General features: G+C 65.3%; 21 protein-coding genes. 10 read left to right on the top strand and 11 right to left on the bottom strand.

What is annotated here, in order from left to right:
• The first annotated feature begins 16 nt into the window (after window positions 1-16).
• The 5 genes from ACE3P0_RS05655 to ACE3P0_RS05635 all read left to right on the top strand — a co-directional run bounded on the left by ACE3P0_RS05655 (window position 17) and on the right by ACE3P0_RS05635 (window position 5,418).
• Complete coding sequence (locus ACE3P0_RS05655) at window positions 17-739, top strand: 16S rRNA (uracil(1498)-N(3))-methyltransferase (protein ID WP_374400738.1); 723 nt, start codon at window positions 17-19, stop codon at window positions 737-739.
• Window positions 740-848: 109 nt separating this feature from the next.
• Entirely contained in the window at window positions 849-2,171 is a 1,323-nt protein-coding gene (argA, locus tag ACE3P0_RS05650) for an amino-acid N-acetyltransferase (protein ID WP_374400959.1), read from the top strand.
• A 10-nt stretch (window positions 2,172-2,181) separates the two neighbouring features.
• Complete coding sequence (locus ACE3P0_RS05645) at window positions 2,182-3,885, top strand: diguanylate cyclase (RefSeq protein WP_374400736.1); 1,704 nt, start codon at window positions 2,182-2,184, stop codon at window positions 3,883-3,885.
• Between the two features lie 80 nt (window positions 3,886-3,965).
• On the top strand, window positions 3,966-4,238 hold the full coding sequence (locus ACE3P0_RS05640; protein WP_374400734.1) for an oxidative damage protection protein: 273 nt from the start codon (window positions 3,966-3,968) through the stop codon (window positions 4,236-4,238).
• Window positions 4,239-4,395: 157 nt separating this feature from the next.
• Window positions 4,396-5,418, top strand: a complete 1,023-nt coding sequence (locus tag ACE3P0_RS05635; RefSeq protein ID WP_374400732.1) for a phospholipase A — start codon at window positions 4,396-4,398, stop codon at window positions 5,416-5,418.
• Window positions 5,419-6,182: 764 nt separating this feature from the next.
• Here the strand turns inward: ACE3P0_RS05635 and ACE3P0_RS05630 are convergent.
• The gene (locus tag ACE3P0_RS05630; RefSeq protein ID WP_374400730.1) at window positions 6,183-6,971 is read right to left on the bottom strand and encodes a sugar nucleotide-binding protein; all 789 of its coding nucleotides are present in this window, start codon (window positions 6,969-6,971) and stop codon (window positions 6,183-6,185) included.
• A 181-nt stretch (window positions 6,972-7,152) separates the two neighbouring features.
• Here ACE3P0_RS05630 and ACE3P0_RS05625 point away from each other — a divergent pair, with 181 nt between their 5' ends.
• Entirely contained in the window at window positions 7,153-7,626 is a 474-nt protein-coding gene (locus tag ACE3P0_RS05625; RefSeq protein WP_374400728.1) for a bacteriohemerythrin, read from the top strand.
• Here ACE3P0_RS05625 and ACE3P0_RS05620 read toward each other — a convergent pair.
• The 7 genes from ACE3P0_RS05620 to ACE3P0_RS05590 form a co-directional block, all read right to left on the bottom strand.
• A complete protein-coding gene (locus ACE3P0_RS05620) occupies window positions 7,598-8,560 on the bottom strand; it encodes a sugar phosphate isomerase/epimerase family protein (RefSeq protein ID WP_374400726.1) in 963 nt (320 codons plus the stop codon). The two genes, ACE3P0_RS05625 and ACE3P0_RS05620, sit on opposite strands and share 29 nt — an antisense overlap.
• Window positions 8,557-10,371 carry a putative bifunctional diguanylate cyclase/phosphodiesterase gene (locus tag ACE3P0_RS05615; protein ID WP_374400724.1) on the bottom strand — a complete coding sequence of 605 codons (1,815 nt, stop codon included), beginning with the start codon at window positions 10,369-10,371 and terminating at the stop codon, window positions 8,557-8,559. Before ACE3P0_RS05615 ends, ACE3P0_RS05620 begins: the two co-directional genes overlap by 4 nt.
• Before the next feature lie 173 nt (window positions 10,372-10,544).
• Window positions 10,545-10,937, bottom strand: a complete 393-nt coding sequence (locus tag ACE3P0_RS05610; protein WP_374400722.1) for a YidB family protein — start codon at window positions 10,935-10,937, stop codon at window positions 10,545-10,547.
• Between the two features lie 60 nt (window positions 10,938-10,997).
• Window positions 10,998-12,146: a glycosyltransferase family 4 protein gene (locus tag ACE3P0_RS05605; protein ID WP_374400720.1), complete on the bottom strand. Its 1,149-nt coding sequence runs from the start codon at window positions 12,144-12,146 to the stop codon at window positions 10,998-11,000.
• A 10-nt stretch (window positions 12,147-12,156) separates the two neighbouring features.
• Complete coding sequence (locus tag ACE3P0_RS05600; protein ID WP_374400718.1) at window positions 12,157-12,525, bottom strand: diacylglycerol kinase; 369 nt, start codon at window positions 12,523-12,525, stop codon at window positions 12,157-12,159.
• Window positions 12,492-13,700 (bottom strand): glycosyltransferase, encoded by a 1,209-nt coding sequence (locus tag ACE3P0_RS05595; RefSeq protein WP_374400716.1) that lies wholly within the window; start codon window positions 13,698-13,700, stop codon window positions 12,492-12,494. Before ACE3P0_RS05595 ends, ACE3P0_RS05600 begins: the two co-directional genes overlap by 34 nt.
• A 3-nt stretch (window positions 13,701-13,703) precedes the next feature.
• Window positions 13,704-14,483 carry a UDP-2,3-diacylglucosamine diphosphatase gene (locus tag ACE3P0_RS05590; RefSeq protein ID WP_374400714.1) on the bottom strand — a complete coding sequence of 260 codons (780 nt, stop codon included), beginning with the start codon at window positions 14,481-14,483 and terminating at the stop codon, window positions 13,704-13,706.
• A gap of 153 nt (window positions 14,484-14,636) precedes the next feature.
• On the opposite strand from ACE3P0_RS05590, the gene rpiA reads away from it, so the two are divergent.
• Window positions 14,637-15,311, top strand: coding sequence for a ribose-5-phosphate isomerase RpiA (rpiA, locus tag ACE3P0_RS05585; protein ID WP_374400712.1), 675 nt, complete (start codon window positions 14,637-14,639; stop codon window positions 15,309-15,311).
• Between the two features lie 48 nt (window positions 15,312-15,359).
• On the top strand, window positions 15,360-16,037 hold the full coding sequence (phoU, locus tag ACE3P0_RS05580; protein WP_374400710.1) for a phosphate signaling complex protein PhoU: 678 nt from the start codon (window positions 15,360-15,362) through the stop codon (window positions 16,035-16,037).
• 70 nt (window positions 16,038-16,107) lie between these two features.
• Here phoU and ACE3P0_RS05575 read toward each other — a convergent pair whose 3' ends face one another.
• On the bottom strand, window positions 16,108-16,281 hold the full coding sequence (locus tag ACE3P0_RS05575; protein ID WP_374400709.1) for a hypothetical protein: 174 nt from the start codon (window positions 16,279-16,281) through the stop codon (window positions 16,108-16,110).
• A gap of 161 nt (window positions 16,282-16,442) precedes the next feature.
• Here ACE3P0_RS05575 and galE point away from each other — a divergent pair, with 161 nt between their 5' ends.
• The gene (gene galE, locus ACE3P0_RS05570; RefSeq protein ID WP_374400707.1) at window positions 16,443-17,480 is read left to right on the top strand and encodes a UDP-glucose 4-epimerase GalE; all 1,038 of its coding nucleotides are present in this window, start codon (window positions 16,443-16,445) and stop codon (window positions 17,478-17,480) included.
• 11 nt (window positions 17,481-17,491) lie between these two features.
• Window positions 17,492-18,928 carry a mannose-1-phosphate guanylyltransferase/mannose-6-phosphate isomerase gene (locus ACE3P0_RS05565; protein ID WP_374400705.1) on the top strand — a complete coding sequence of 479 codons (1,437 nt, stop codon included), beginning with the start codon at window positions 17,492-17,494 and terminating at the stop codon, window positions 18,926-18,928.
• An 82-nt stretch (window positions 18,929-19,010) separates the two neighbouring features.
• Here ACE3P0_RS05565 and secF read toward each other — a convergent pair whose 3' ends face one another.
• Both secF and secD read right to left on the bottom strand, forming a co-directional pair.
• Window positions 19,011-19,949 (bottom strand): protein translocase subunit SecF, encoded by a 939-nt coding sequence (gene secF, locus ACE3P0_RS05560; RefSeq protein WP_374400704.1) that lies wholly within the window; start codon window positions 19,947-19,949, stop codon window positions 19,011-19,013.
• 63 nt (window positions 19,950-20,012) lie between these two features.
• On the bottom strand, window positions 20,013-21,869 hold the full coding sequence (gene secD, locus ACE3P0_RS05555) for a protein translocase subunit SecD (RefSeq protein WP_374400702.1): 1,857 nt from the start codon (window positions 21,867-21,869) through the stop codon (window positions 20,013-20,015).
• Window positions 21,870-21,981 lie beyond the last annotated feature (112 nt).

The raw sequence follows: 21,981 nt of genomic DNA, 5'->3' as shown, positions 1-21,981 counted from the left end.
AACTTATAATAGTACGATGCACGCTCGCTTCTTCTGCCCGGACCTGCCCGCTGCGGGGCATGAATTCACGCTTCCACCGGAAGTCGCCCACCATGCGGATCGGGTGCTGCGCCTGCGCGCGGGCACTCGTGTCACGCTCTTTGACGGCGCAGGGCACGAAGCCGAGGCGGTGTTGCTGCAACTGGGCCGCGACCCACTCGCGAGGATTGAATCGGTTGTCGCGCTGAATCGTGAGGCGCCGCTGACGGTAACGCTGGTGCAGGCGCTGGCGACGGGCGACAAGATGGACTGGATCGTGCAGAAGGCGGTGGAGCTTGGTTTCGCCGCAGTGCAGCCCGTGGCGGCCGAGCGCAGCGTGCTGAAGCTGGACGGCGCGCGCGCTGAGAAACGGGTGGAGCACTGGCGTCAGGTCGCCGTGTCGGCCTGTGAACAGAGTGGCCGCAACCGCGTGATGCCGGTGGCTGAATTGCTGACACTGCCGCAGTGGCTGGCGCAGCCGGTGGCGGGCGAACGCTGGATGCTGTCGCCCGAGGGCGGCGAACGCTTGTCGCAGCTTGCCGCACCAAGCGCGCCGGTCGCGCTGATGATTGGCCCGGAAGGGGGCTGGTCCGAGCGCGAGCTCGCCGCCGCGCGCGCTGCCGGCTGCAAGCCGCTGGCGCTCGGGCCGCGCATCCTGCGCACGGAAACCGCCGGCATCGCCGCAATGGCTGCGATGCTGGCACTTTGGGGTGATTTCTAATCGGGCCGCTGGCCCATTACACGAGGAAGGATCAATGCCGCACACGCAGTCGGATCAGCAAGCGGACCCGGACGCAAGGGTCATCAGCGACAAGGTATCGGCCGCCACGATGATGCGCGAGTCCGATGCGATCCGATTCGTCGAATGGGTGCGAGGTGCTGCGCCCTATGTGCATGCCTTCCGCGGCAAGACTTTCGTGCTCGGTTTCGGCGGCGAGGTGGCCGAAGGCGATCTGCTCGAAAAGCTGTGCTACGACTGCAACCTGCTCGCCGCGATGGGCGTGCGGCTGGTGCTGGTGCATGGCACCCGCCCGCAGATCGAGGAAGAACTCGCGCGCCGCAAGCTGCCTTCGCGCCTGCACGAAGGCGTGCGGGTCACCGATGCCGATGCGCTCGAATGCGTGAAGGCGGCGGTGGGCAGTACGCGCATCGAAGTTGAGGCGCGCCTCTCGCAAGGCCTGCCGAACACGCCGATGGCTGGTGCGCACATGCGCGTGACCGGCGGCAACTTCATCACCGCGAAGCCGATCGGCGTCGTCGACGGCATCGACTATCAATACACCGGCGCGGTGCGCAAGGTCATCGCCGACGAAATTGCGGCCGACCTCGACCAGCAGAATGTCGTGCTGATTTCGCCTTTGGGGGTGTCGCCCTCCGGCGAGATCTTCAACCTCGCGATGGAAGAGGTGGCTGAGCAGGTCGCGATTGCGCTCAAGGCGGAAAAGCTCATTTACCTCTGCGACGCCCCAGGCCTGCTCGACGAGCAGGGGCGCCTGATCGAGACGATCACCGCGGATGAGGCCGAGCGCATGTTCCGCGACGGCCGCGGCCTGACCGAAGACCTGCACCTGTTCCTGCCGCGCGCGATTCGCTCGGTGCGCTCGGGCGTCAATCGCGCCCACTTGCTCGATCGCGACAAGGACGGTGGCCTGTTGCTGGAGTTCTTCACCCGGCAGGGTGTCGGCACCATGGTGTCGAAGGAATCGCTCGCCCGCTTCCGCGAGGCAACGATCGAGGATGTCGGCGCGCTGCTGTCGATCATCGCGCCGCTGGAGGCCGACGGCACCCTGGTGCGGCGTTCGCGCGAGCTGATCGAAATGGAGATCACCCGCTTCTCGGTGGTCGAACACGATGGGGTGATGGTCGGCTGCGCTGCGCTGTATCCCTTCTCGGAAGAGCGCGCCGCGGAAATGGCCTGCCTTGCCGTGACCCAGCAGTTCCGCCGCAGCGGGCTGGGTGAGCGGCTGATGCAGCACATCGAAGCGCGTGCCCGCAACGGGGGGCTCGAACGCCTGTTCGTGCTGACGACGCGGACCGAGCACTGGTTCCGCGAACGCGGATTCCGTGAAGTCTCGCCCGATCAGTTGCCGCAGGAAAAACGCGAGCTTTACAACCTCCAGCGCCGTTCCAAGGTGCTGATGAAGCTGCTCTAGGCACCGCCGCATGACGCACCGCAGCCGCTTCGCGCGGGCCTTGATTGCTGCGGTGTCGTTTGCGGCGCTCTGGGGCGCGCTGACTTCGCTGCTGGCGGCGACGACCGTCACCGGCCCGGGTGCCTGGCCGCTCGGGCTGGTGGTGGTCGTGTCGGGTTTGTTTGGCTCGCTCGGCGCCTTGATCGCGTTGTCGCTCGCGCGGCGCTGGATGCAGCAGGTGTTCGACGATCTGCGCGACGCCGTGCGGGCGAGCGACCGCTCCGGCGGCGCGTTGGCGGGCGAAGCCGCGGGCTGGGCGGCCTTCGATGCGGTGGTGTCGGAGTTCGACCGCCTCGCGCGCTTGCGCGCACTGCGCATCGGCGCACTGACGCGGCAGGAGGCGCGCTTTCGTGCGCTGGCCGATTCCACGCACAGCGTGGAAGCGTGGTTCGACCGTACCGGGTCGCTGGTGTGGATCAGCCGTTCGGTGGAGCGTGTCAGCGGCTATTCGCGCGCCGAATGCCTGCTTGCACCGAGCCTGATCGAACTGATGGTGCCACTGAAGGATCGCCCCCAGCTCACGTCGCTGGGGCGCAGCGCACTCGCCGGCGAAGGGCGCAGCGATTTCGAGATCCGCATCCAGCGCAAGGATGGCGGCCTGCGCTGGGTCGCTTGCCACTGGGTGGCGATGAAGAATGCGGACGGGCGCATGCTGGGTGTGCGGCTCTCGGTCGAAGACATCCAGGCGCGAAAGGATGTCGAGGCCCGCTTGCTCGACACTGTGGCTGAATTACGCCGCGCGCAGGCGCTTACCGGCCACTATCTGCAGCGCACCGAAGACGAACGCCTGCGCCTCGTGTCACTGCTCGACACCCTGCGCGTCGGCATTCTTTTCGTCGATCGCGACCGGCGCGTTTATTACTGCAACCATGCGCTGCGCGAGATGTGGGGATTCGCGCCGGATGAAAACCTCACCGGCTTGCGCGACGAGGCGCTGATCGAACGCAGTGCGGCCTTGCGCGCCGACGATACCGCCTACCACTTGCATCTTGACGCCGTGTTGTCGCGGCAAGCCTCATCGCCACCGTACGAGATCCCGCTCAGCGACGGGCGGGTGCTTGAAGAGGTCTCCGCGCTCGTGAGTTCGGACGACGGCGCGCGACGCATCGGCCGAGTGTGGGTGTACGAAGACGTCACCGAACGCAAGCACACGGCGCAGCGCCTGATCGAAATGGCCGAACACGATGCGCTGACCGGCCTGTACAACCGTCGTCGCTTCCATGAGGAACTGGATCGGATGCTGGCGGTCGGACAGCGGCATGGCGAGCAGGTCGCGCTGCTGTCTTTCGATCTCGACGGATTCAAGCTGGTGAATGACCGCTTCGGTCACCAGGCGGGCGACAAGGTGCTGGTTGGCGTTGCGGAGGGCGTGGCGGCCATCGTGCGTCGGAACGAACTGCTGTTTCGCCTCGGTGGCGACGAATTCGCGGTGCTGGTGCCGGAGGCGAGGCCGGAAGAGGTGATGACGCTCGCACAGCGCATCAACCGCAGCATCGCCTCGCAGCGTTTCAGTTTCGACGACGGCGTGGCGAGTGTCGGCGTGAGTATCGGCGTCGCCTTGTTCCCGCAACACGCACGCGTTGCCGAGGCGCTGATCGAAGCCGCCGACACCGCGCTCTATGCGGCAAAGGCGGCCGGCAAAGGCACCCAGGTGCTTTATCAGCCGCCGGCCTGAAGCGCACCGGCGGGCGCGATAGAATGCGAGGCTTGTCGTGGCGCAGGCCACGCACCCATTTGGCAGAAAGGATACTTACGATGACGCGCACGGTTCAGTGCATCAAGCTTGGCCGCGAGGCCGAAGGGCTTGACCGCCCGCCTTACCCTGGCGAGCTGGGGGTGAAGATCTACGAGCAGGTGTCCAAGGAGGCTTGGGCTGCGTGGATCAAGCATCAGACCATGCTGATCAACGAAAACCGGCTCAACCTGATGGACGCACGCGCGCGCAAGTACCTCGCCGAACAGATGGAGAAGTATTTCTTCGGCGGCGGGGCGGATCAGGTACAGGGCTACGTGCCGCCCTCGGCCTGATCGGCCTTGTGCGAATGCAAGGGGGCTGCGGCCCCCTTTTTCATGGGCGCGGTGTTGTCGCTGCGCCGCAACGGCTGCGATGGAAGCGCTTGAGCGTAGCCACTGCATGACGACAGAATCCGTCATCGACTTCAACAAACGACCCAACGGAGCACGTATGAAGACCCACGCCACCGGCCTCGGCCTTGTCGCGATGCTCGCGGCGACGCCGGCGTTGGCCGACATCCAGGACTGTATCGGTGTGGCTGCCGACGCCCAGCGGCTGGCCTGTTATGACCGCGAATCCGGCCGCAATACGCGCCTCGCGCTGGCACCGGCATCCGAGCGGCCGGTCGAGGGTGTTGCGCCTTCGCCCCTTTCCGAGCGCTGGGAGCTGGACCCCAAGCACAAGACGGGCACCTTCCAGTTCCGTTACCACACGCCGATCTACTTCCTTGCCGCGCACTATTCGACCGACATGAATGACGATCCGTACTCGCCGACGCGCGGTTACGTGACGAGTAATTCGCGCGAGGCCTCGGGCGGCAAGATCCCCTACGACTCGACCGAGGTGAAGTTCCAGATCGGCTTCAAGGTCAAGCTGTGGGAGAACATGATCGGCGACAACGGCGACCTGTGGATGGGCTACACGCAGCAGTCGTACTGGCAGCTCTACAACAAGGATTTCTCGGCGCCGTTCCGCGAAACGAATTACGCGCCGGAGCTGATCAACACCTGGCGTACCAACCTGCAGATGGGCGGCGTGAAGCTCAGCATGGTCAACCTTGGCCTGATCCATCAGTCCAACGGCCGTACCGAGCCGATCTCGCGTTCTTGGAACCGGCTGTATGCGCAGGCCGGGCTTGAGGCGGGCGATTTCGCGATTCTGGTCAGGCCCTGGTACCGCCTCAAGGAAGATGCGGAAACCGACGACAACCCGGACATCGAGAATTTCGTCGGCCGCGGCGATCTGAATGTGATCTACAAGTACAAGGAGCAGGAGTTCGCGCTGCTTGCGCGCCACAGCCTGCGCGGTGGCGACGAGAGCCGCGGCAGCCTGCAGTTCGACTGGTCCTTCCCGATCCACGGCAACCTCAAGGGCCATGCACAGCTTTTCACCGGCTATGGCGAATCCCTGATCGACTACAACCACCGGCAGACCACCTTCGGCCTCGGTATTTCGCTGGCCCAGTGGATGTGAGCGTGCGGAGCTCATTGCTGGGCCTGCTCGAACAAGAGGATTCGCGCAGCGACGCGCCACATTCGTCCCGCCTCCGCAAGGCGGGGCAGTCGATGCCCAATTTGCCCCGCGCCGGTCTGCCGGGCGGGGCTTTTCTTTGCTTGATCGCGCACGCTGTCCGCGGCGGACAAGCCGCTGGCTCGCGGTGGCATGGTTGCGAGCGACGTGCAGCAGGAGAATGACTCCGTCGTCACCGCAGTCTCCGCTGTGTGCTGACAGACCTCTCCTCTAGTGGTTTCTTCACCCCGCCGTGCGAAGCACCGCGGGGTTTTCTTTTTGCGCGGCGGCTTGCCGTGCGCGCGTCGGCGGGTGTCCGGGGCCGCGGGCCACCGATCTTGCTGTGCGCCCTGGCGCTCGGCGTGGCGGTCTCGCGGGACAAGGCGTTGGCGCGCCATGGCATGGTGGTGCGAGCATCCCAGGCAGAGAATGCACTTGTCGTCAGCGCAGTCTCCTCGACCGGCTGACAGCACTCTCCTCAAGTGGTTTCTTTACCCCGCCGTGCCAAGCATCGCGGGGTTTTCTTTTGTGCAGCGCCGGCGTTCGATTGCGAGTTCCGCGCTGGGCGCTGCAGACAAACGTCTGGCCGCGTGGGGCGTGGGCGCCCGCTCAGGCGCGCCGCAGAATGAGTTTGTCGCCGGCCACGTCTTCGTGGCGGGTGACGGTTTTCATTGTGTGCGTAGCCCTTTTGCCCCGCCGTGCCTGTGCACGGTGGGGTTTTCTTTTTCTCAGCCGCGCAGCGCGGGCAGGCGCGAGTCGAGATCGGGCAACGCCGGGCGCGGATCGATCAGGCGCTGGTCGTAGATGTAATCCTCGTTGCGCGAAATCCGCCAGTTGAAGCGGTATTGCTCGGACAAGGCCTGCAGGATGTCGGCGAAATTCGTCCCGCGATTCGAGTCGAGCATGTAGAGCCCGGGCGGCGAAGTGAGCAGGGTAAGCAGCGCTGCCGCGGTGTCGTCGATGAACGAGCAGGCGGGCTGCCACCGTGTTGATGCGCCGATCGCGCCGTGCGCCGCCATCTCGCGGTGGGCGTGCGCCACCATGTTGTTGCCATCGCCCGCTGGATCGATCTGCCAGCCGAGCCGTGCAACGCGTGCGCCGCTCGGGTGACGCAGCAGCACACCATGTTCGGCGCAGCGCTTTTCAAAGCCGTAGCCTTCGCGCGCGTTGCTTGCCGAAGCCAGCGTGAAGGGGCCGCTGACACTGTTGTCGAACACCAGTGCAGTGCTCGTGAACAGGAACGGCAAACTGCGCTGCGCCGCCAGATCGGCGAGCGCGAGTGACCAGTCGACCGTGGTGCGCCAGCCTTCGTTGTCACGGCCGGTCGGCGTTGCCGCCACGCCGAGATGGATGATCGCGTCGGCACCGACCTCGTCGATGTAACGGCCGTGACTCACCGGATCGAGCGGATCAGCGGCCTTGCGGTCCCAGCCGATGGCGGTATGCCCGCGGGCCTGCGCGGCATGGGTGACGGCGCGGCCGACGGTGCCGTTACTGCCGGTAATCAGGATCTTCATGGTGGCCAATGCGCCCGCAAGCGCGCTGTAAATGGGGGAAAACCGCAAGGGTACCCGCATCGGCGGCGCTTGATGCGGCTCAAGCCTGCGTGGCGCCCAAGCGCTAAGGTTCTCGCCCTATGCGGCCCGAGCAGTCTTTGTGCGGGCCTTGGTCCTTTCGGGGGAAGGGGGAGTAGTAGTCATGACGGAACTGTTTCACTGGTCCGACGATTTTTCTGTCGGCATCGAGGAGATCGACGCGCAGCACAAGGAGCTGGTCGATCTGCTCAATCAGTTGCACGACGCAATCCACGAACACCACGGCCGCGATACCTCGCGCGCGATTCTCGACAAACTGGCCGACTACACCCGCACGCACTTCGCGGTGGAAGAGAGCCTGATGCGGGTCAGCAACTATCCGGACTTCGCGCAGCACAAACAGAATCACGAAGACCTGATCGCCCAGGTGCATGCGCTGCAGGAGAAACTCGACAGCGGTCAGGCAGCGATCACTTTCGAGCTGCTGCACTTCCTCAAGGTGTGGCTGACGCGGCACATCAACGAGGCCGACAAGCGCTTCGGCGCCTTCTTCATCACGGCCGGCGTGCAGCCGCAGTGGTCGCCGGAGGTGAAGCGCTCGATGGAAGCTAAGAAGTGGTGGTGGAAGTTCTGGTAGCCGAACGGCGCTCGCGCAGCGACAGGGCGCGCATCCAGCGCGCCGTGGTCGCAATCGCTTCGGTCGCTGGCGCGTAGCCTTCATGCTCTATCGATAGCGCGCCGCAGTAATCGATTGCGTGCAGGGTATCGAGGATGCCCTGCCACGCGTTGGCGTCGTGGCCCTCGCCGGGCGGTGCGAAGTACCACGCACGCTCGTCCATGCGCGCGTGCGGCGTGCAGTCGAGCAGACCGGCGTCGTCCATCACATCGGGCCGGAAGCAGACGTCCTTCAGATGCACATGGAAGACTGCATCGCCCAGGCGCTGGATCGCGCGCGCCGGGTCGATGCCTTGCCACCACAGGTGGCTGGGGTCCACATTGGCGCCGAGTGCCGGGCCACAGGCCTCGCGCAGGCGGCGCAGCGTGGCGGGCGAATGCACCGCGAAGCCGCCATGCAGTTCCAGCGCGATCTTCACGCCGAGCGCGCGGGCACGCTCGGTGAGCGGCTGCCAGTAGGGGATCAGCGATTCGTGCCACTGGTGTTCAAACTGATCGGCGTATTCCTGCGGCCAGCCGATGACTGGCCAGTTGAGCACGCCGCCGGTGCCGGGCTGGCCGGAGAACCCGACCACTACCGGAATTTCCATTTCGCTGGCGGCTTCCAGTGCAGCGCGAAAGTCGCTGTCGTGAGCGGCCGCAACGCTGGCGTCCGGGTGCAGCGGGTTGCCGTGGCAGGACAGCGTCATCAGTTCCACGCCGTGCGCCTGGCAGGTGTCACGCAGTCGCGCCCGCGCCGAATTGTCGCTGGCCAGTAAGCGGGCATCGGCATGCCGCGTGCCGGGGTAGCCGCCGACACCGAGCTCCAGGCCATAGATATCGTGCGTGACGAGGTAATCGAGCGCGCCGTCGAGCGTGTTGTGCGGCAGGCAGGATGCGAACGCGGCGAGTTTCATGCACTGAGCTCCGGGGCCAGCAGGTCCGCAAAATCGGTCGCTGCGCGTGCCGGGCTGAACAGGTAGCCCTGCACCGCGGGGCAGCCCGCCTCGCGCAGGAAATCGAGCTGCGCTTGCGTCTCGACCCCTTCGGCGGTGACTTCGAATCCGAAGGTCTGCGCCAGATGCAGGATCGAACGCGTGATCGCGATATCGCCCGGATGCACCGGCAGGCCTTGCACGAAGCTGCGGTCGATCTTCAGCCGGTGAATCGGCAATTGCTTGAGATAGGCGAGACTGGAGTAACCGGTGCCGAAGTCGTCTACCGCGAGCGCGACACCCAGCGCTGCAATGCGCGCGAGGGTTGAAATGTTGCCGTCGGCATCCGCCATCAGCACGCCCTCGGTCAGTTCCAGCTCCAGTGCATTGCCGGGCACGCCGGTTTCGCGCAGCCGGCTGCTGAGGCGTTCGACGAAGCGCGGGCTACCGAAATGCGTGCCGGAGATGTTGATCGCCAGCCGCAGGCTGAGATGCCCTTCGGCACGCCAGGCGGCGAGTTGGCGCAAGCCGGTGTCGAGCACCCATTCGCCGACTTGCTCGATCAGGCCGGTCTGCTCGGCGATCGGGATGAAGCGCGCAGGCGAAATCGGGCTGCCTTGCGCATCGCGCAGGCGCAGCAGCGCCTCGGCGCCGATGATCTGGCCGCTGCGCGCGTCATTGACCGGCTGGTAATGCAGCTCGAAGGCGTTGTCCTTCAACGCATCGCGGATCCGCAGTTCGATGCGGCGGCGGGCCGTGGTTTCGCTGGCCAGCGCTTCTTCGAACCAGCAGACGCGGTTGCGCCCCTTCTTTTTCGCCTCGTACATTGCGATATCGGCGTGCTTGATCAGGGTTTGCCGATCACGGCCGTGTTCCGGGTGCACCGCGATACCGATGCTGCTCGACACCACGTACTTGGTGCCGCCGATTTCGTACGGTGTGCCGATCGCCCCTTCGAGCCGGCTGGCGAGGTGGTCGAGCGCTTCCGGGCTGTCGGAGCCCAGCGGCGAGAGCAGCAGGAACTCGTCGCCGCCGAGCCGCACCAGCAGGTCGTTGCGGTCGATCTCGCCCTTCAGACGAGAGGCGAGCAGGCGCAGCAGTTCGTCGCCGATCGAATGGCCGTCGGTATCGTTGATCAGCTTGAAGTTGTCGAGGTCGAGGAACAGCGCGGCAAAGCGCGGGTGGCGCGCGGCGAAGGGCTCGAACTGCTCTTCGAGATGACGGCGGTTGAACAGCCCGGTCAGCGGGTCGTGGCGCGCGAGGAACTCCACCTCGCGTTGATAGCGTTTGCGCAGCGTGATGTCGCGTGCGATGCCCGCCGTGCCGACGACTTCGCCATCGGCGCCGAACACCGGCACCTTGATCGTTTCGGCCCAGCCGATTTCGCCGTCCGGCCGATGGATTTCTTCCTCGGTGCGCTCGACCTGGCGCGATGCCATCACCATGCGGTCGTGTGCCTGGTAATGCGCGGCCATGTCGGGCGGCGAGAGGTCGTAGTCGGACTTGCCGATCAGTGATTCGGGCGAAAGACTGAAGACCTCACCGAACTTGCGGTTCACCAGCATGAACCGGCAGTCGGCGTCCTTCAGCCATGCGAGATCGTCGATGCTGTCCATCAGGGCTTGCTGGTGCGCCTGTAGCAGGCGCAGTTGCGCCACCGCGGCGAGCGCTGCGGTACGGGCAGACTCCGAGACCTCTCGCTCGCGTTTCATCGCGTGATCGGCGCGCCGCGCACCGATCCAGAATGCGAGGGGCATACCCAGAGCGAATGCCGCGAGCGCCCAGCTAGACATGGTCCGACCTCGTCTGCTTGAACGTAAAGGCTGGCGCGTCGGGCCTTGCTGCGGACTGCGCAGGGGTAATGCGATGGGAGGGCATGCGAGTCGGGCGGGCCATGATCTGACGGATCTTACAGAAACGTCATTTTGCTGTGCGACTTGAGTTGCCCCTGCCGAGGCAGCCACGATCAGCGTCCGAACAGCGCTCCCAAGCCTTGTGCGAGCAGGTCGCCGTGGCCCTCCAGCGAGCCGCCCGGCGTGAGCTTGTCGACAAGTTGTGGCAGGCCTTCGGCAAGATGGTTGGATACGGTACCGGCATCAACGCCCAATGCGGTGCTCAGCTTGCCGAGCAAGTCGGGGCCGAGTGCCGCGGACAGTTGATCCGCGGATACCGGCAGGTTGGCACCCGTTCCGACCCAGGATTGCACCTGCTCGGCGAGCCCGCTCTGGTTGAGCTGAGCCAGCAGGCCAGCAAGCCCACCTTCGTGGTTCTGCAGCAGCTGTTGGGCGATCTGCAGTACCGGGCTTGTGCCACCGCTACCGCCCAGCAGTTCACCAGCAAGTTGGTCGAGGAGTCCCATGTCTGTCTCCGTGCATGTCTACCCCGTTAACTCAAGGCGAGATCGCCGGATTTGCCAAGCTCAATCTGCTTTCCGTGCCTGGCGGGAGATCGTCTCCCGCAGGCTGGCCTCGAAATCTGCGACCACGGCTTCCCATGCCAGCGGCAGCACGCTGCGGCGCGCCGCCTCGCCCAAGGTGGCGCGCAGTTCGGCCGCTTGCGCGAGGAGCACGGCGGTGGCGACGAATGCCGCTTCGTCGCCCTCGGGCACGGTGGCGCCGTTCTCGCCGTTGCGGATCAGCAGCGCGGCGGCCGCGCAGTCGTAGGCGGCCACTGCCAGCCCGCTGGCCATTGCTTCCACCGTGACGTTGCCGAAGGTTTCGGTGAGGCTGGGGAACAGGAACAGATCGGCCGAGGCGTAATGCGTCGCGAGATCGGCGCCGTAGCGCGCGCCGGCGAAGTGGTGATCGGGGTGGGCGCGGGCAAGGCCGTTACGGGCCGGGCCATCGCCGACCCACACCATGCGCGCGTTCGGCAGCGCGGCGTTGATGTGGCGGAAGCTCGCCTCGACCAGCGCAAGGTTCTTCTCTGGCGCGAGCCGGCCGACGTAGAGCACCGCAAGGCCCTCGGGTGCGAGACCCCAGCGCGCGCGCAGCGAGGCATCGCGCCGCATCGGCGAGTACAGCTCGGTATCGACGCCGCGGCCGACCACCCGCACGCCGGGGATGCCCTGTTCGCCAAGCGCGCCGGCGAGTTCCGGCGTCGGCACCAGGGTGGCATCGGCGCTGCGGTGGAAGTGCCGCAGCCAACGCGCGATGGCCGGCTTGAGCACACCGGCGCCGTAGTGGCGCGAGTAGCGATCGAAGTTGGTGTGGTAACCGGAGCTGATCGGAATGCCCAGCTTGCGCGCCGCCTGGATCGCGGACCAGCCGAGCGGGCCTTCGGTGACCACATGAACGGCGTCCGGCCGCTGGATTGCCCAGCCGCGCTGCAGGTAGCCGCTGGCGGGCAGGCCGAAGCGCAGGCCCGGGTAGCCGGGTAGCGGCAGGCCGCCGACCAGCCACTCGTCGGCAAGTGGCGTTTCGCGCCTTTGCTGGCGCGGGCGCACCACGGTGATGCGGTGGCCACGGCCGCGCATGCCGTGGATCAGGCGCTGCACCGTCATGGCGACGCCGTTGACCTCCGGCGGATGGGTTTCGGTGACAACGGCGATGCGGAGCGGGGTGGGCATGGACGATCCCTCAGGCAAGTAGCACACAGGCCCACACGACCAGCACATTGCTCAACGCGACGAACACGGCGGCGCTGCCGATATCCTTGGCGCGTTTGGAGAGCGTGTGGCTGTCGAGCGAAATGCGGTCGATCGCGGCTTCGATCGCCGAGTTCAGCAACTCCACGATCAGCACCAGCAGCACGCTGGCGATCATCATGGCGCGACCCAGCATGCTCACCGGCAGCAGCAGTGCGGCGGGGATCATCAGCGCGGCGAGCAGCGCTTCCTTCCGGAAGGCGTCTTCATGCCGGTAGGCGGCGCGGAAGCCATCCATCGAGTAATGAAAGGCGTTCCACAGACGCGTCAGGCCTGTTTTGCCTTTGAAGGGGCTTTCCATGCGGGCTCCTGGCTGGAATGGGCGAGCTGCACCTCGCGGTAGAGCGCGGCAAGGCGGGCGGTAAGGGTGTCGTCGGACCAGTCGCGTGCGAGCGTGCGGGCTTCGTCGCCGAGCCGGGCGCGCAGGGCGCTGTCGCCGGCAAGCTGCGCCATCGCGTCGCCGAAGGCGGTGACTTCGTAGTGCGGCACCAGCGCGCCGCGGCCGGCGCCGAGCAGGTCGCGGGTGCCCATCTCGGCCAGCGCGACGACCGGCAGGCCAACCGCCATCGCCTCGATCAGCACCAGGCCCTGCGTTTCCGTGCGCGAGGCGAAGGCGAACAAGTCCGCCGCCGCATAGCAATCGGGCAGTTCGCGGGCGCGATCGAGATAGCCGATGAAGCGCACATGCTCGCTCTGCCCGAGCGCATGTGCCTTCTCGCGCAAGGATTCAAGCGCCGGCCCTTCGCCGGCCACGACGAGTAGCAGGCGCGGCTGCGCGATGCGGGCGTGCGCCAGCGCTTCGATCAGGAAGCCGATGTTCTTCTCGTGGGCCGCGCGGCCGACGAACAGCGCGATCGGCTGGTCCGGCGGAATCCGGTAGCGGGCGCGGAAGCGCGCGCGGTGGCTGGCGCGATCACCGAGCGCGAACTGGCTGATTGGCACGCCGGTGGGCAGCACATGCAGCGGTGCAGTGATGCCGTAGTCGCGCAGGCGCTGCGCCATCGCATGGGACGGCACGATCGTCGCGTTCAGCGCGTTGCACTGGCTGCGAGAAAGGCGCCGTGCCAAGCCGCGCAGCCACGCCTCGGGCAGGAAACGCGCATACAGGTGCAGGTATTCCTCAAACAGCGTGTGGTAGGTGGCGACCACCGGCAAGCCGTAACGCCGCGCGGCGGCAAGCCCCGCGTAGTGCGCGGTGAAGGGCGTCTGGATATGGATCATATCGGCGTGCTGTGCGGCCGCCATCACCGCGCGGCGCACCCGATGCGGTGCGACGAAGCGGTCTTCCGGGTCCATCGGCACGCGCCAGCCGGGCAGGCGCGTGATGCGGGGTTCGCCGTCTTCGTCCTCATAACGCGGCACGATCAACTGCACATCCACGCCGAGCGCGGCGAGGCCGCGCCGATGGGTGTCGATGGCGGTCGATACGCCGTTGACGCGGGGGAAGAACACATCGGAAACCATCAGCACGCGCATCGATCAGGCTTCCTCAAGGAGTTCGGGGTTGGGCAGGGCGGCGGTTTCCGTGCCGCGCCAGCTCACCAGTTCAAGGCGGCCGTCGAGGTGCTCGACGATGCCGGTGCAGGAATCGACCCAGTCACCGCAGTTCACATAGGTCAGGCCGTCCACCTCACGGATCGCCGCCCAGTGGATGTGGCCGCAGATCACACCGTCCAGCTTGCGATCACGCGCGGCGTGGATCACCGACTCCTCGAAATCGAAGATGAACTGGAGTGCCGTCTTCACGCGCCGCTTCGCATAGCCGGCGAGCGACCAGTAGCCCGCCCAGCCGAGTCTGCGCCGCACCCATGACAGCACGATGTTGAGCCGCACCAGCAGCGTGTAGGACATGTCGCCCAACACCGCCACCCAGCGGTGATAGCGCGTCACCTGATCGAATTCGTCGCCGTGCACCAGCAGGAAGCGGCGGCCGTCTGCCGTGGTGTGCACATGTTCGTGCTCGACGCGGATGTCGCCGAACACGGTGCCGCAGTAGTCACGCAGCGCCTCGTCGTGATTGCCGGGGATGAAGATGATCTCTTCGCCGTGGCGCGCGCGTCGCAGCAGCTTCTGCACCACGGTGTTCTGCGCCGCGCTCCAGTGAATGCTGCGGCTCATCGCCCAGAAATCGATGATGTCGCCGATCAGGAACACTTTGTCGGCAGGGTGTTCGCGCAGGAAGTCGAGCAATTGCTCGGCTTGGCAGGCGCGGGTTCCGAGATGGATGTCGGATAGAAAGAGAGTTCTCACGCGCGGCATGGCGGCGGATCTTCCGGGCCGCGTGTTGCAGGGGCATGACGACGTCAAGCGATTTCAGTGACGCCCCTGCCCGACGCGCTGCGCCTTTCCGGCGGGCTCGCGCGGCCTTCGCTACAATCGCAATCCGACCGCTGCAACACTCAAGAACAGACCATGAACCAGGACCAACTCAAGCAACTCGTCGCGCAAGCCGCGGCGGACTATGTCGCGGCCAACGCACCGGAGGGCTGCGTGCTGGGCGTCGGCACCGGCTCGACAGCCAACCTTTTCATCGACGCGCTGGCGCCGATCAAATCGCGCTTTGTCGGTGCGGTGGCGAGTTCTGAAGCCAGCCGTGTGCGGCTGGAGGGCTTGGGGATCCGCGTGCTGGATCTCAACGAGGTCACCGAGATTCCGATCTATGTCGATGGCGCCGATGAGGTGGACCCGGGGCTCAACGCGATCAAGGGCGGCGGCGCAGCGCTGACGCGCGAGAAGATCGTCGCGGCGGTGGCGCGCGAGTTCGTCTGCATCGCCGATGCGAGCAAGAAGGTCGGGGTGCTGGGCAAATTCCCGCTGCCGGTCGAGGTGATCCCGATGGCGCGCGAGCATGTCGCGCGCGAGCTGCGCAAGCTCGGTGGTGATCCGCGTTGGCGCCAGGGCGTGGTGACCGATAACGGCAATGTCATCCTTGACGTGCATGGTCTCGCCATCACCGATCCGGTCGCGCTGGAAAGCACGATCGATCACATCACCGGGGTCGTCACGAGCGGGCTGTTCGCCCGCCGCGGTGTCGACCTCCTGCTGATCAGCAGCCCGAGCGGTGTCGAGCGACTGTCACGCAGTTGAAATCTTGGGTGCGTAACCTCTCCGGGTTATGCGTGAAAGGATTGAGGCATGACCGAACACACTTCAAAGCAGTTCGACCTTGAGCTGGAAAGCATCCGCACCCGCGTGATGCAGATGGGCGGACTCGTGGAACAGCAGATTTCGCGGGCGATCGAAGGCCTGATCGACGGCAATCAGGATCTGATCGAGCGCGTGATCGAAGACGATCATCGGGTCAATGCCCTCGAAATGGATCTCGACGAGGCCTGCTCGCAAGTCATCGCGAAGCGCCAGCCGGCGGCGATCGACCTGCGCCTGATCTTCGCGGTGCTCAAGGCGATCACCGATCTGGAGCGCATCGGCGACGAAGCGAAGAAGATCGCGAAGATGGCCAAGGCCATTCATGGCGGCGCACTGGCGGTGCCGCGCGTGCAGCTGTCGCACATGTCCGAGATGGCAATCAACGAATTGCGTCAGGCGCTCGATGCTTTCGCGCGGCTCGACACCGACGCCGCCGATGAGGTGGTGCGCTCGGACAAGCTGATCGACGCGGAATTCAAGGGCGTGATGCGTCAGGTCATCACCTTCATGATGGAAGACCCGCGCACGATCTCGGGCGGCATAGACATCATCTTCGTCGCCAAGGCGCTCGAGCGCATCGGCGATCATGCGAAGAACATGGCGCAGTACGTGTTCTACATGGCACGCGGCGAAGATGTGCGCCACGTGAAGTCGGTCGCGAACTGATCGCGGGCAGGCTGAATGAAAAAGGGCGGCTGGTGCCGCCCTTTTTCATTTCCGAGCCGGTTTAGACGACTCAGCTGACGCTTGCATCGTCGTCTTCATCGTCGCCGTACGGATCGGCGAGTTCGTGTTCGTGGAGTTCGGCGCGGCGCATCGCGCGTGCCAGTTCGGCATCGCTGATACGCAATACCGGATCGTTTGCAGCGGGGCCGCGATTCGGCACCGGAATGGGGGAGAAACAGATCATCTTGGGCCTCGTGTCGTGTGTTTGCCGCCCCACCATAGGCGCCCAGTGTTGCAGGCGCGTTTCATGCTAGAACGTTTCGCTGACCCGGCTGTGATGCTTCTCCTTTTGCAGCGCAGCAGAATCCATGACAATGGAAAGCTAGGTTTTCAAAGGACCACTCGATGATCTTCGTGACAGGTGGCGCCGGCTACATCGGCTCCCACACTTGCGTCGAACTGCTTCAGGCGGGCTACGACGTCACCGTTTTCGATAATTTCAGCAACAGCCATCCCGAGGCGCTCGCGCGCGTCGAACGCATCGCCGGTCGCTCGCTGCGCCATGTCCGCGGCGACATCCGAGACCGTGCCGCGCTGGTCGCCGCGCTGCGCGAATCCGGCGCCGAGGCGGTGATCCACTTCGCCGGGCTCAAGGCTGTGGGCGAGTCGGTCGAAAAACCGCTCAGCTACTACGACAACAACGTTGTCGGCACGCTACGTCTTCTCGAGGCGACGGCCGAATGCCAGGTCAAGTCGCTGGTGTTCAGCTCCTCGGCCACGGTGTACGGTGATCCGCAGCGCCTGCCGCTGACCGAGGATCATCCGCTGTCGGCAACGAATCCCTACGGCCGCACCAAGCTGGTGATCGAGGACATGCTGCGCGATCTCGCGCGCAGCGACCCGAACTGGCGTATCGCGATCCTGCGTTACTTCAACCCGGTCGGCGCACATGAGAGCGGCCTGATCGGCGAAGACCCTCAGGGCATCCCGAACAATCTGATGCCTTTCGTCGCGCAGGTCGCGATCGGGCGTCGCGAGTTCCTGAATGTCTGGGGCGACGACTACCCGACGCCGGATGGCACTGGCGTGCGCGACTACATCCATGTTGTCGACCTCGCGCTGGGCCATCTCTGCGCGCTGGAACGCCTGCGCCGCGAGCCGGGCTGCCTGGCGGTGAACCTCGGTACCGGTCAGGGTTACAGCGTGCTCGACATGGTTAGCGCGTTCGAGCGCGGCAGTGGGCGCAAGGTCGCTTACCGCATCGCGCCGCGCCGCGCCGGTGACGTTGCCGCCTGCTACGCTGAGCCAGCACTCGCGGCGGAGCTGCTTGGCTGGCGCGCGACGCGCAATCTCGATGCAATGTGTGCCGACACCTGGCGTTGGCAACAACAGAATCCCCATGGCTATGCGACCCACGCAGATGGCGTCGCCTCCCCCGCATAAGGAAAACAAGCATGACGATTCAATCCGTAATTCTGTCGGGCGGCTCTGGTACCCGACTCTGGCCGGCTTCGCGCGAGCAATATCCGAAGCAACTGCTGGCACTGACCGGCACCGATACGCTGCTGCAGGCAACCGCACGCCGGCTCGACGGCTTCAACGCCGCGGTGGCGCCGGATACCATCGTTGTTAGCAACGAGGAGTACCGCTTCGTCATTGCCGAGCAGCTGCGTCAGCTGGGCAAGCGTGGCCGCATCGTGCTGGAGCCGGCGGGCCGCAATACCGCGCCGGCCCTGACGCTGGCTGCACTGCTGGCCGTGCGCGGCAACGCTGATCCGGTGCTGCTGGTGATGCCGGCCGACCATGTGATCCCCGACATCGCCAGCTTCCAGACCGCCATCGCGGAAGGCGAGAGCCTCGCCGAGGCTGGCGCGTTCGTGACTTTCGGCATCGTGCCGGACCGTGCGGAGACCGGCTATGGCTACATCCGCAGCGGTGACGGCGTGGCAGGCGCCGCGAGCGCGCGTTCGATCGATGCCTTTGTCGAGAAGCCCGATGCGGCGACCGCCGCAAAGTATGTCGCCAGCGGTGACTACCTGTGGAACAGCGGCATCTTCATGATGAAGGCCTCGCGCTGGCTGGCGGCGATCGAGTGCTTCAACCCGGAGATGGCTGCGGCGTGCCGCCGTGCGATGGATGCTGCTACCGACGACGCCGATTTCGTGCGCGCCGACAAGACAGCCTTCCTCACTTCGCCGTCCGATTCGATCGACTACGCGGTGATGGAAAAACTGCCCTCGGCGCCGGAGTTGGGCCGCGGCGTCGTGGTGCCGATGGCTGCCGGCTGGTCGGACGTTGGCGCGTGGGACGCGCTGTGGCAGGTCTGCGAGAAGGACTCGGCCGGCAACGTTGGCCGCGGCGACGTGATGTTCGAATCCAGCGAAGACACCATGGTGATGGCGGAATCGCGCCTGGTGGCTGCGATCGGTCTCAAGGACATGGTGGTCGTCGAAACGCCCGATGCGGTGATGGTTGCGCACAAGCGCAACACGCAGGACGTGAAGAAGATCGTTGCCCGCCTGAAAGCCGAAGGTCGCACGCAAGCGAACAGTCATCGCAAGGTTTTCCGCCCCTGGGGTTGGTACGACTCGATCGACAACGGCGAGCGCTTCCAGGTCAAACGCATCGTCGTGAATCCGGGCGCCAAGCTGTCGCTGCAGATGCACCACCATCGCGCGGAGCACTGGATCGTCGTGAAGGGTACGGCGGAAGTGACTAACGGCGACCAGGTCTTCCTGCTGACCGAGAACCAGTCGACCTACATTCCGCTTGGGCATACACATCGTCTGGCCAACCCGGGCAAGGTGCCGCTCGAAATCATCGAGGTGCAGTCCGGCTCCTATCTTGGCGAAGACGACATCGTGCGTTTCGAGGATACCTACGGGCGCTGAGTGATCGTTGCGCCAGCGAGGGCGCGCTGAAAATGAAAAAGGGCCGCGCAAGCGGCCCTTTGTTTTGCCCGGAAGGCGCGCCTCAGACGACGGCTTCTTCCTTCTTCTTCGGCTGAATGATGAACTGTTCGCGCTTGACGCCCAGCCACTTGGCAAGCGGGGCTGCGACGAGCACCGAGGAGTAGATGCCGAACAGGATGCCGATCATCAGCGCGAGCGCGAAGTAGAACAGCGTTGGGCCGCCGAACACCAGCATCGACAGCACCATCATTTCGGTGGAGCCGTGCGTGATCATGGTCCGCGAGATCGTCGAGGTGATCGCGTGGTCGATCACTTCTTCGACCGACAGGCCACGCTTGCGGCTGTTGCGGAAGGTCTCGCGCACGCGGTCGAAGACGACCACCGATTCGTTTACCGAGTAGCCCAGCACCGCCAGCACCGCCGCCAGCACCGGCAGGGAGAACTCCCACTGGAAGAAGGCGAAGAAGCCCAAGATGATCACGACGTCGTGCAGGTTGGCGACGATCGCACTAACGGCAAGGCGCCATTCGAAGCGCACTGCGAGATAGGCGACGATACCGGCGACCACCAGCAGCAGCGCGAGGCCGCCGTCAGACGCGAGTTCCTTGCCGACCTGTGGGCCGACGAACTCGACGCGGCGGAGTTCGGCCGCCGGGCCTTCGACCTTTGCCAGCGTGGTCTTCACGCGCTCGGAAATCTGCGCGCTCGACTCGCCTTCGCGGTTCGGCAAACGGATCATCACGTCGCGCGAGCTGCCGAAGTTTTGAACCTGGAAGTCGACGAAGCCGTCCTTGGCGAGCGCCGTGCGAATCGGTTCCAGCTGCGGTGCGGTGGCGTAATTCACCTCCAGCACCGTGCCGCCGGTGAACTCGATCGAGAAGTGCAGGCCGCGCGTCGCGAGGAAGAACACGGCGGCAACGAATGTGATCAGCGAGATGACGTTGAAAATCAACGCATGCCGCATGAACGGGATGTCTTTCTTGATGCGGAAGAATTCCATGTTGGCTTCCGTTATGAAACAGGGTTCAAAGGCGGGCGACCGGAGCCGCCCGCATGTTCTTGCTTACTCTTGCGTGTCAGCAGCCGGGCGCCAGATCTGACCAATTGCGATCGACTGCAGCTTGCGACGGCCGCCGTAGATGAAATTGGTGACCATGCGCGACACCAGCACCGAGCTGAACATCGAGGTCAGGATGCCGAGGCAATGCACCACCGCGAAGCCGCGCACCGGGCCGCTGCCGAAGATCAGCAGTGCGATACCGGCGATCAACGTCGTCACGTTGGAGTCGAGAATCGTGCCGAAGGCGCGCTCGTAGCCGGCAGCAATCGCTGCCTGCGGGGTCGATCCATTGCGCAGTTCTTCGCGGATGCGCTCGTTGATCAGCACGTTCGCGTCGATCGCCATACCCAGCGTGAAGGCGATTGCCGCGATGCCCGGCAGCGTCAGTGTCGCCTGAAGCAAGGACAGCAGCGCCAGCAGCAGCAGCAGGTTCGAACCGAGCGCAATCACCGACACCAGACCGAACACCATGTAGTAGATCACCATGAACACGGCAATCGCGATGAAGCCCCACATCGTGGACTTGAAGCCCTTGGCGATGTTGTCGGCGCCGAGGCTCGGGCCGATCGTGCGTTCTTCGATGATGTCCATCGGTGCGGCGAGCGAGCCGGAGCGGATCAGGATCGCCAGGCTGGTCGTCTCGTCCGGAGAGAACTGGCCGGTGATCTGGAAACGGTTGCCGAATTCGCCCTGGATCGTGGCGACCGAGATCGCCTCGCCCTTGCCGCGTTCATACAGGATGATCGCCATGCGCTTGCCGACGCTGTCGCGCGTGACATCGCGCATGATGCGGCCGCCGGCGGCATCCAGGCTCACCGCAACGGCGGGCTGCTGGTTGCTGTCGAAGGTCGCGTCGGCGCCGTTGAAGCGGTCGCCGGTCAGCACGATCTGCTTCTTCACCGCCACCGGGATCACCGAGCCATCGCGACGACGCTCCGGAATCACGTCCACACCGACGCTGCTGCCGCTCTGCGTTGCGGCTTCGTCGACCATGCGCACTTCCAGCGTCGCGGTGCGACCGATCAGCGATTTCGCCTTGGCCACGTCCTGCACACCCGGCAGCTGCACCACGATGCGGTCCGCGCCCTGCTGCTGGATCACCGGTTCGGCCACGCCGAGTTCGTTGATCCGGTTATGCAGGGTGACGATGTTCTGCTTGATCGCGTCTTCCTGGATGCGGCGCTTGGCCTGTTCGGTCAGCGTGCCGACGATCAGTTGCTCGTCCGCTTCGGTCTTGTCGACCAGTTGCAGATCGGGCAGGCGATCGCGAATCACGTTGCGTGCCTTGTCGCGGGTCGCGACGTCGCGGAATCGCACAACCAGCGATTCGCCGTCACGCACGATGCCGCCGTGGCGGATGTCCTTCTCGCGCAGCATTGTGCGCATGTCGCCGGTGGTCGAGTCGAGGCGCTTGGTGATCGCGCCCTTCATGTCCACTTGCAGCAGGAAGTGCACGCCGCCACGCAGGTCAAGGCCGAGGTACATCGGCAGCGCGTGGATCGCGGTGAGCCATTTCGGACTCGCCGACAGCAGGTTCAGCGCAACCGTATGGCCGGGGTCTTTCGGATCCGGGTTGAAGGCGTGCTCCAGCGCGTCCTTCGCCTTGATCTGCGCGTCGGTGCTGGCTAGGCGCACACGCACCGAGTTGTTGTCGAAGAACACGCCGTCGTGGCTGATGCGCGCGTCCGACAAGGCCTTTTCGGCAGTCGCGAGCGCGGCATCCGTCAGGCGGATGGTCGACTTGGCGCTCGATACCTGCACCGCAGGCACTTCGCCGAAGTAGTTGGGCAGCGTGTAGAGGATGCCGAACAGCAGAACCACCAGAATCAGGAGGTTCTTCCAGAGGGGGTAACGGTTCATGGTTTGGGACCGGGCGAGGGGGCGGGCGGCGGGAGGCGCGGGCCACCCGTCCGGGGAAAGGCTCAGGCGCTCTTCAGCGTGCCCGTGGGCAGGACAGGGGCCCCGGCGGCCG

This window comes from Niveibacterium sp. (assembly GCF_041909475.1).
Taxonomy (GTDB): domain Bacteria; phylum Pseudomonadota; class Gammaproteobacteria; order Burkholderiales; family Rhodocyclaceae; genus Niveibacterium.
The sequence above is the reverse complement of the archived record's forward strand: the minus strand, read 5'-3'. Positions and strand labels throughout refer to the sequence as shown.

What these genes read in the sequence shown, in the direction of transcription:
- ACE3P0_RS05600 (WP_374400718.1), bottom strand. Translation starts at nt 12,525, where the DNA reads ATGGAAAGCCCCTTCAAAGGCAAAACAGGCCTGACGCGTCTGTGGAAC.
- ACE3P0_RS05615 (WP_374400724.1), bottom strand. Translation starts at nt 10,371, where the DNA reads ATGTCTAGCTGGGCGCTCGCGGCATTCGCTCTGGGTATGCCCCTCGCA.
- ACE3P0_RS05655 (WP_374400738.1), top strand. Translation starts at nt 17, where the DNA reads ATGCACGCTCGCTTCTTCTGCCCGGACCTGCCCGCTGCGGGGCATGAA.
- ACE3P0_RS05640 (WP_374400734.1), top strand. Translation starts at nt 3,966, where the DNA reads ATGACGCGCACGGTTCAGTGCATCAAGCTTGGCCGCGAGGCCGAAGGG.
- ACE3P0_RS05590 (WP_374400714.1), bottom strand. Translation starts at nt 14,483, where the DNA reads ATGCCGCGCGTGAGAACTCTCTTTCTATCCGACATCCATCTCGGAACC.
- ACE3P0_RS05595 (WP_374400716.1), bottom strand. Translation starts at nt 13,700, where the DNA reads ATGCGCGTGCTGATGGTTTCCGATGTGTTCTTCCCCCGCGTCAACGGC.
- galE (WP_374400707.1), top strand. Translation starts at nt 16,443, where the DNA reads ATGATCTTCGTGACAGGTGGCGCCGGCTACATCGGCTCCCACACTTGC.
- ACE3P0_RS05630 (WP_374400730.1), bottom strand. Translation starts at nt 6,971, where the DNA reads ATGAAGATCCTGATTACCGGCAGTAACGGCACCGTCGGCCGCGCCGTC.
- phoU (WP_374400710.1), top strand. Translation starts at nt 15,360, where the DNA reads ATGACCGAACACACTTCAAAGCAGTTCGACCTTGAGCTGGAAAGCATC.
- ACE3P0_RS05605 (WP_374400720.1), bottom strand. Translation starts at nt 12,146, where the DNA reads ATGCCCACCCCGCTCCGCATCGCCGTTGTCACCGAAACCCATCCGCCG.
- ACE3P0_RS05645 (WP_374400736.1), top strand. Translation starts at nt 2,182, where the DNA reads ATGACGCACCGCAGCCGCTTCGCGCGGGCCTTGATTGCTGCGGTGTCG.
- ACE3P0_RS05635 (WP_374400732.1), top strand. Translation starts at nt 4,396, where the DNA reads ATGAAGACCCACGCCACCGGCCTCGGCCTTGTCGCGATGCTCGCGGCG.
- secD (WP_374400702.1), bottom strand. Translation starts at nt 21,869, where the DNA reads ATGAACCGTTACCCCCTCTGGAAGAACCTCCTGATTCTGGTGGTTCTG.
- ACE3P0_RS05575 (WP_374400709.1), bottom strand. Translation starts at nt 16,281, where the DNA reads ATGATCTGTTTCTCCCCCATTCCGGTGCCGAATCGCGGCCCCGCTGCA.
- argA (WP_374400959.1), top strand. Translation starts at nt 849, where the DNA reads ATGATGCGCGAGTCCGATGCGATCCGATTCGTCGAATGGGTGCGAGGT.
- ACE3P0_RS05625 (WP_374400728.1), top strand. Translation starts at nt 7,153, where the DNA reads ATGACGGAACTGTTTCACTGGTCCGACGATTTTTCTGTCGGCATCGAG.
- rpiA (WP_374400712.1), top strand. Translation starts at nt 14,637, where the DNA reads ATGAACCAGGACCAACTCAAGCAACTCGTCGCGCAAGCCGCGGCGGAC.
- secF (WP_374400704.1), bottom strand. Translation starts at nt 19,949, where the DNA reads ATGGAATTCTTCCGCATCAAGAAAGACATCCCGTTCATGCGGCATGCG.
- ACE3P0_RS05610 (WP_374400722.1), bottom strand. Translation starts at nt 10,937, where the DNA reads ATGGGACTCCTCGACCAACTTGCTGGTGAACTGCTGGGCGGTAGCGGT.
- ACE3P0_RS05565 (WP_374400705.1), top strand. Translation starts at nt 17,492, where the DNA reads ATGACGATTCAATCCGTAATTCTGTCGGGCGGCTCTGGTACCCGACTC.
- ACE3P0_RS05620 (WP_374400726.1), bottom strand. Translation starts at nt 8,560, where the DNA reads ATGAAACTCGCCGCGTTCGCATCCTGCCTGCCGCACAACACGCTCGAC.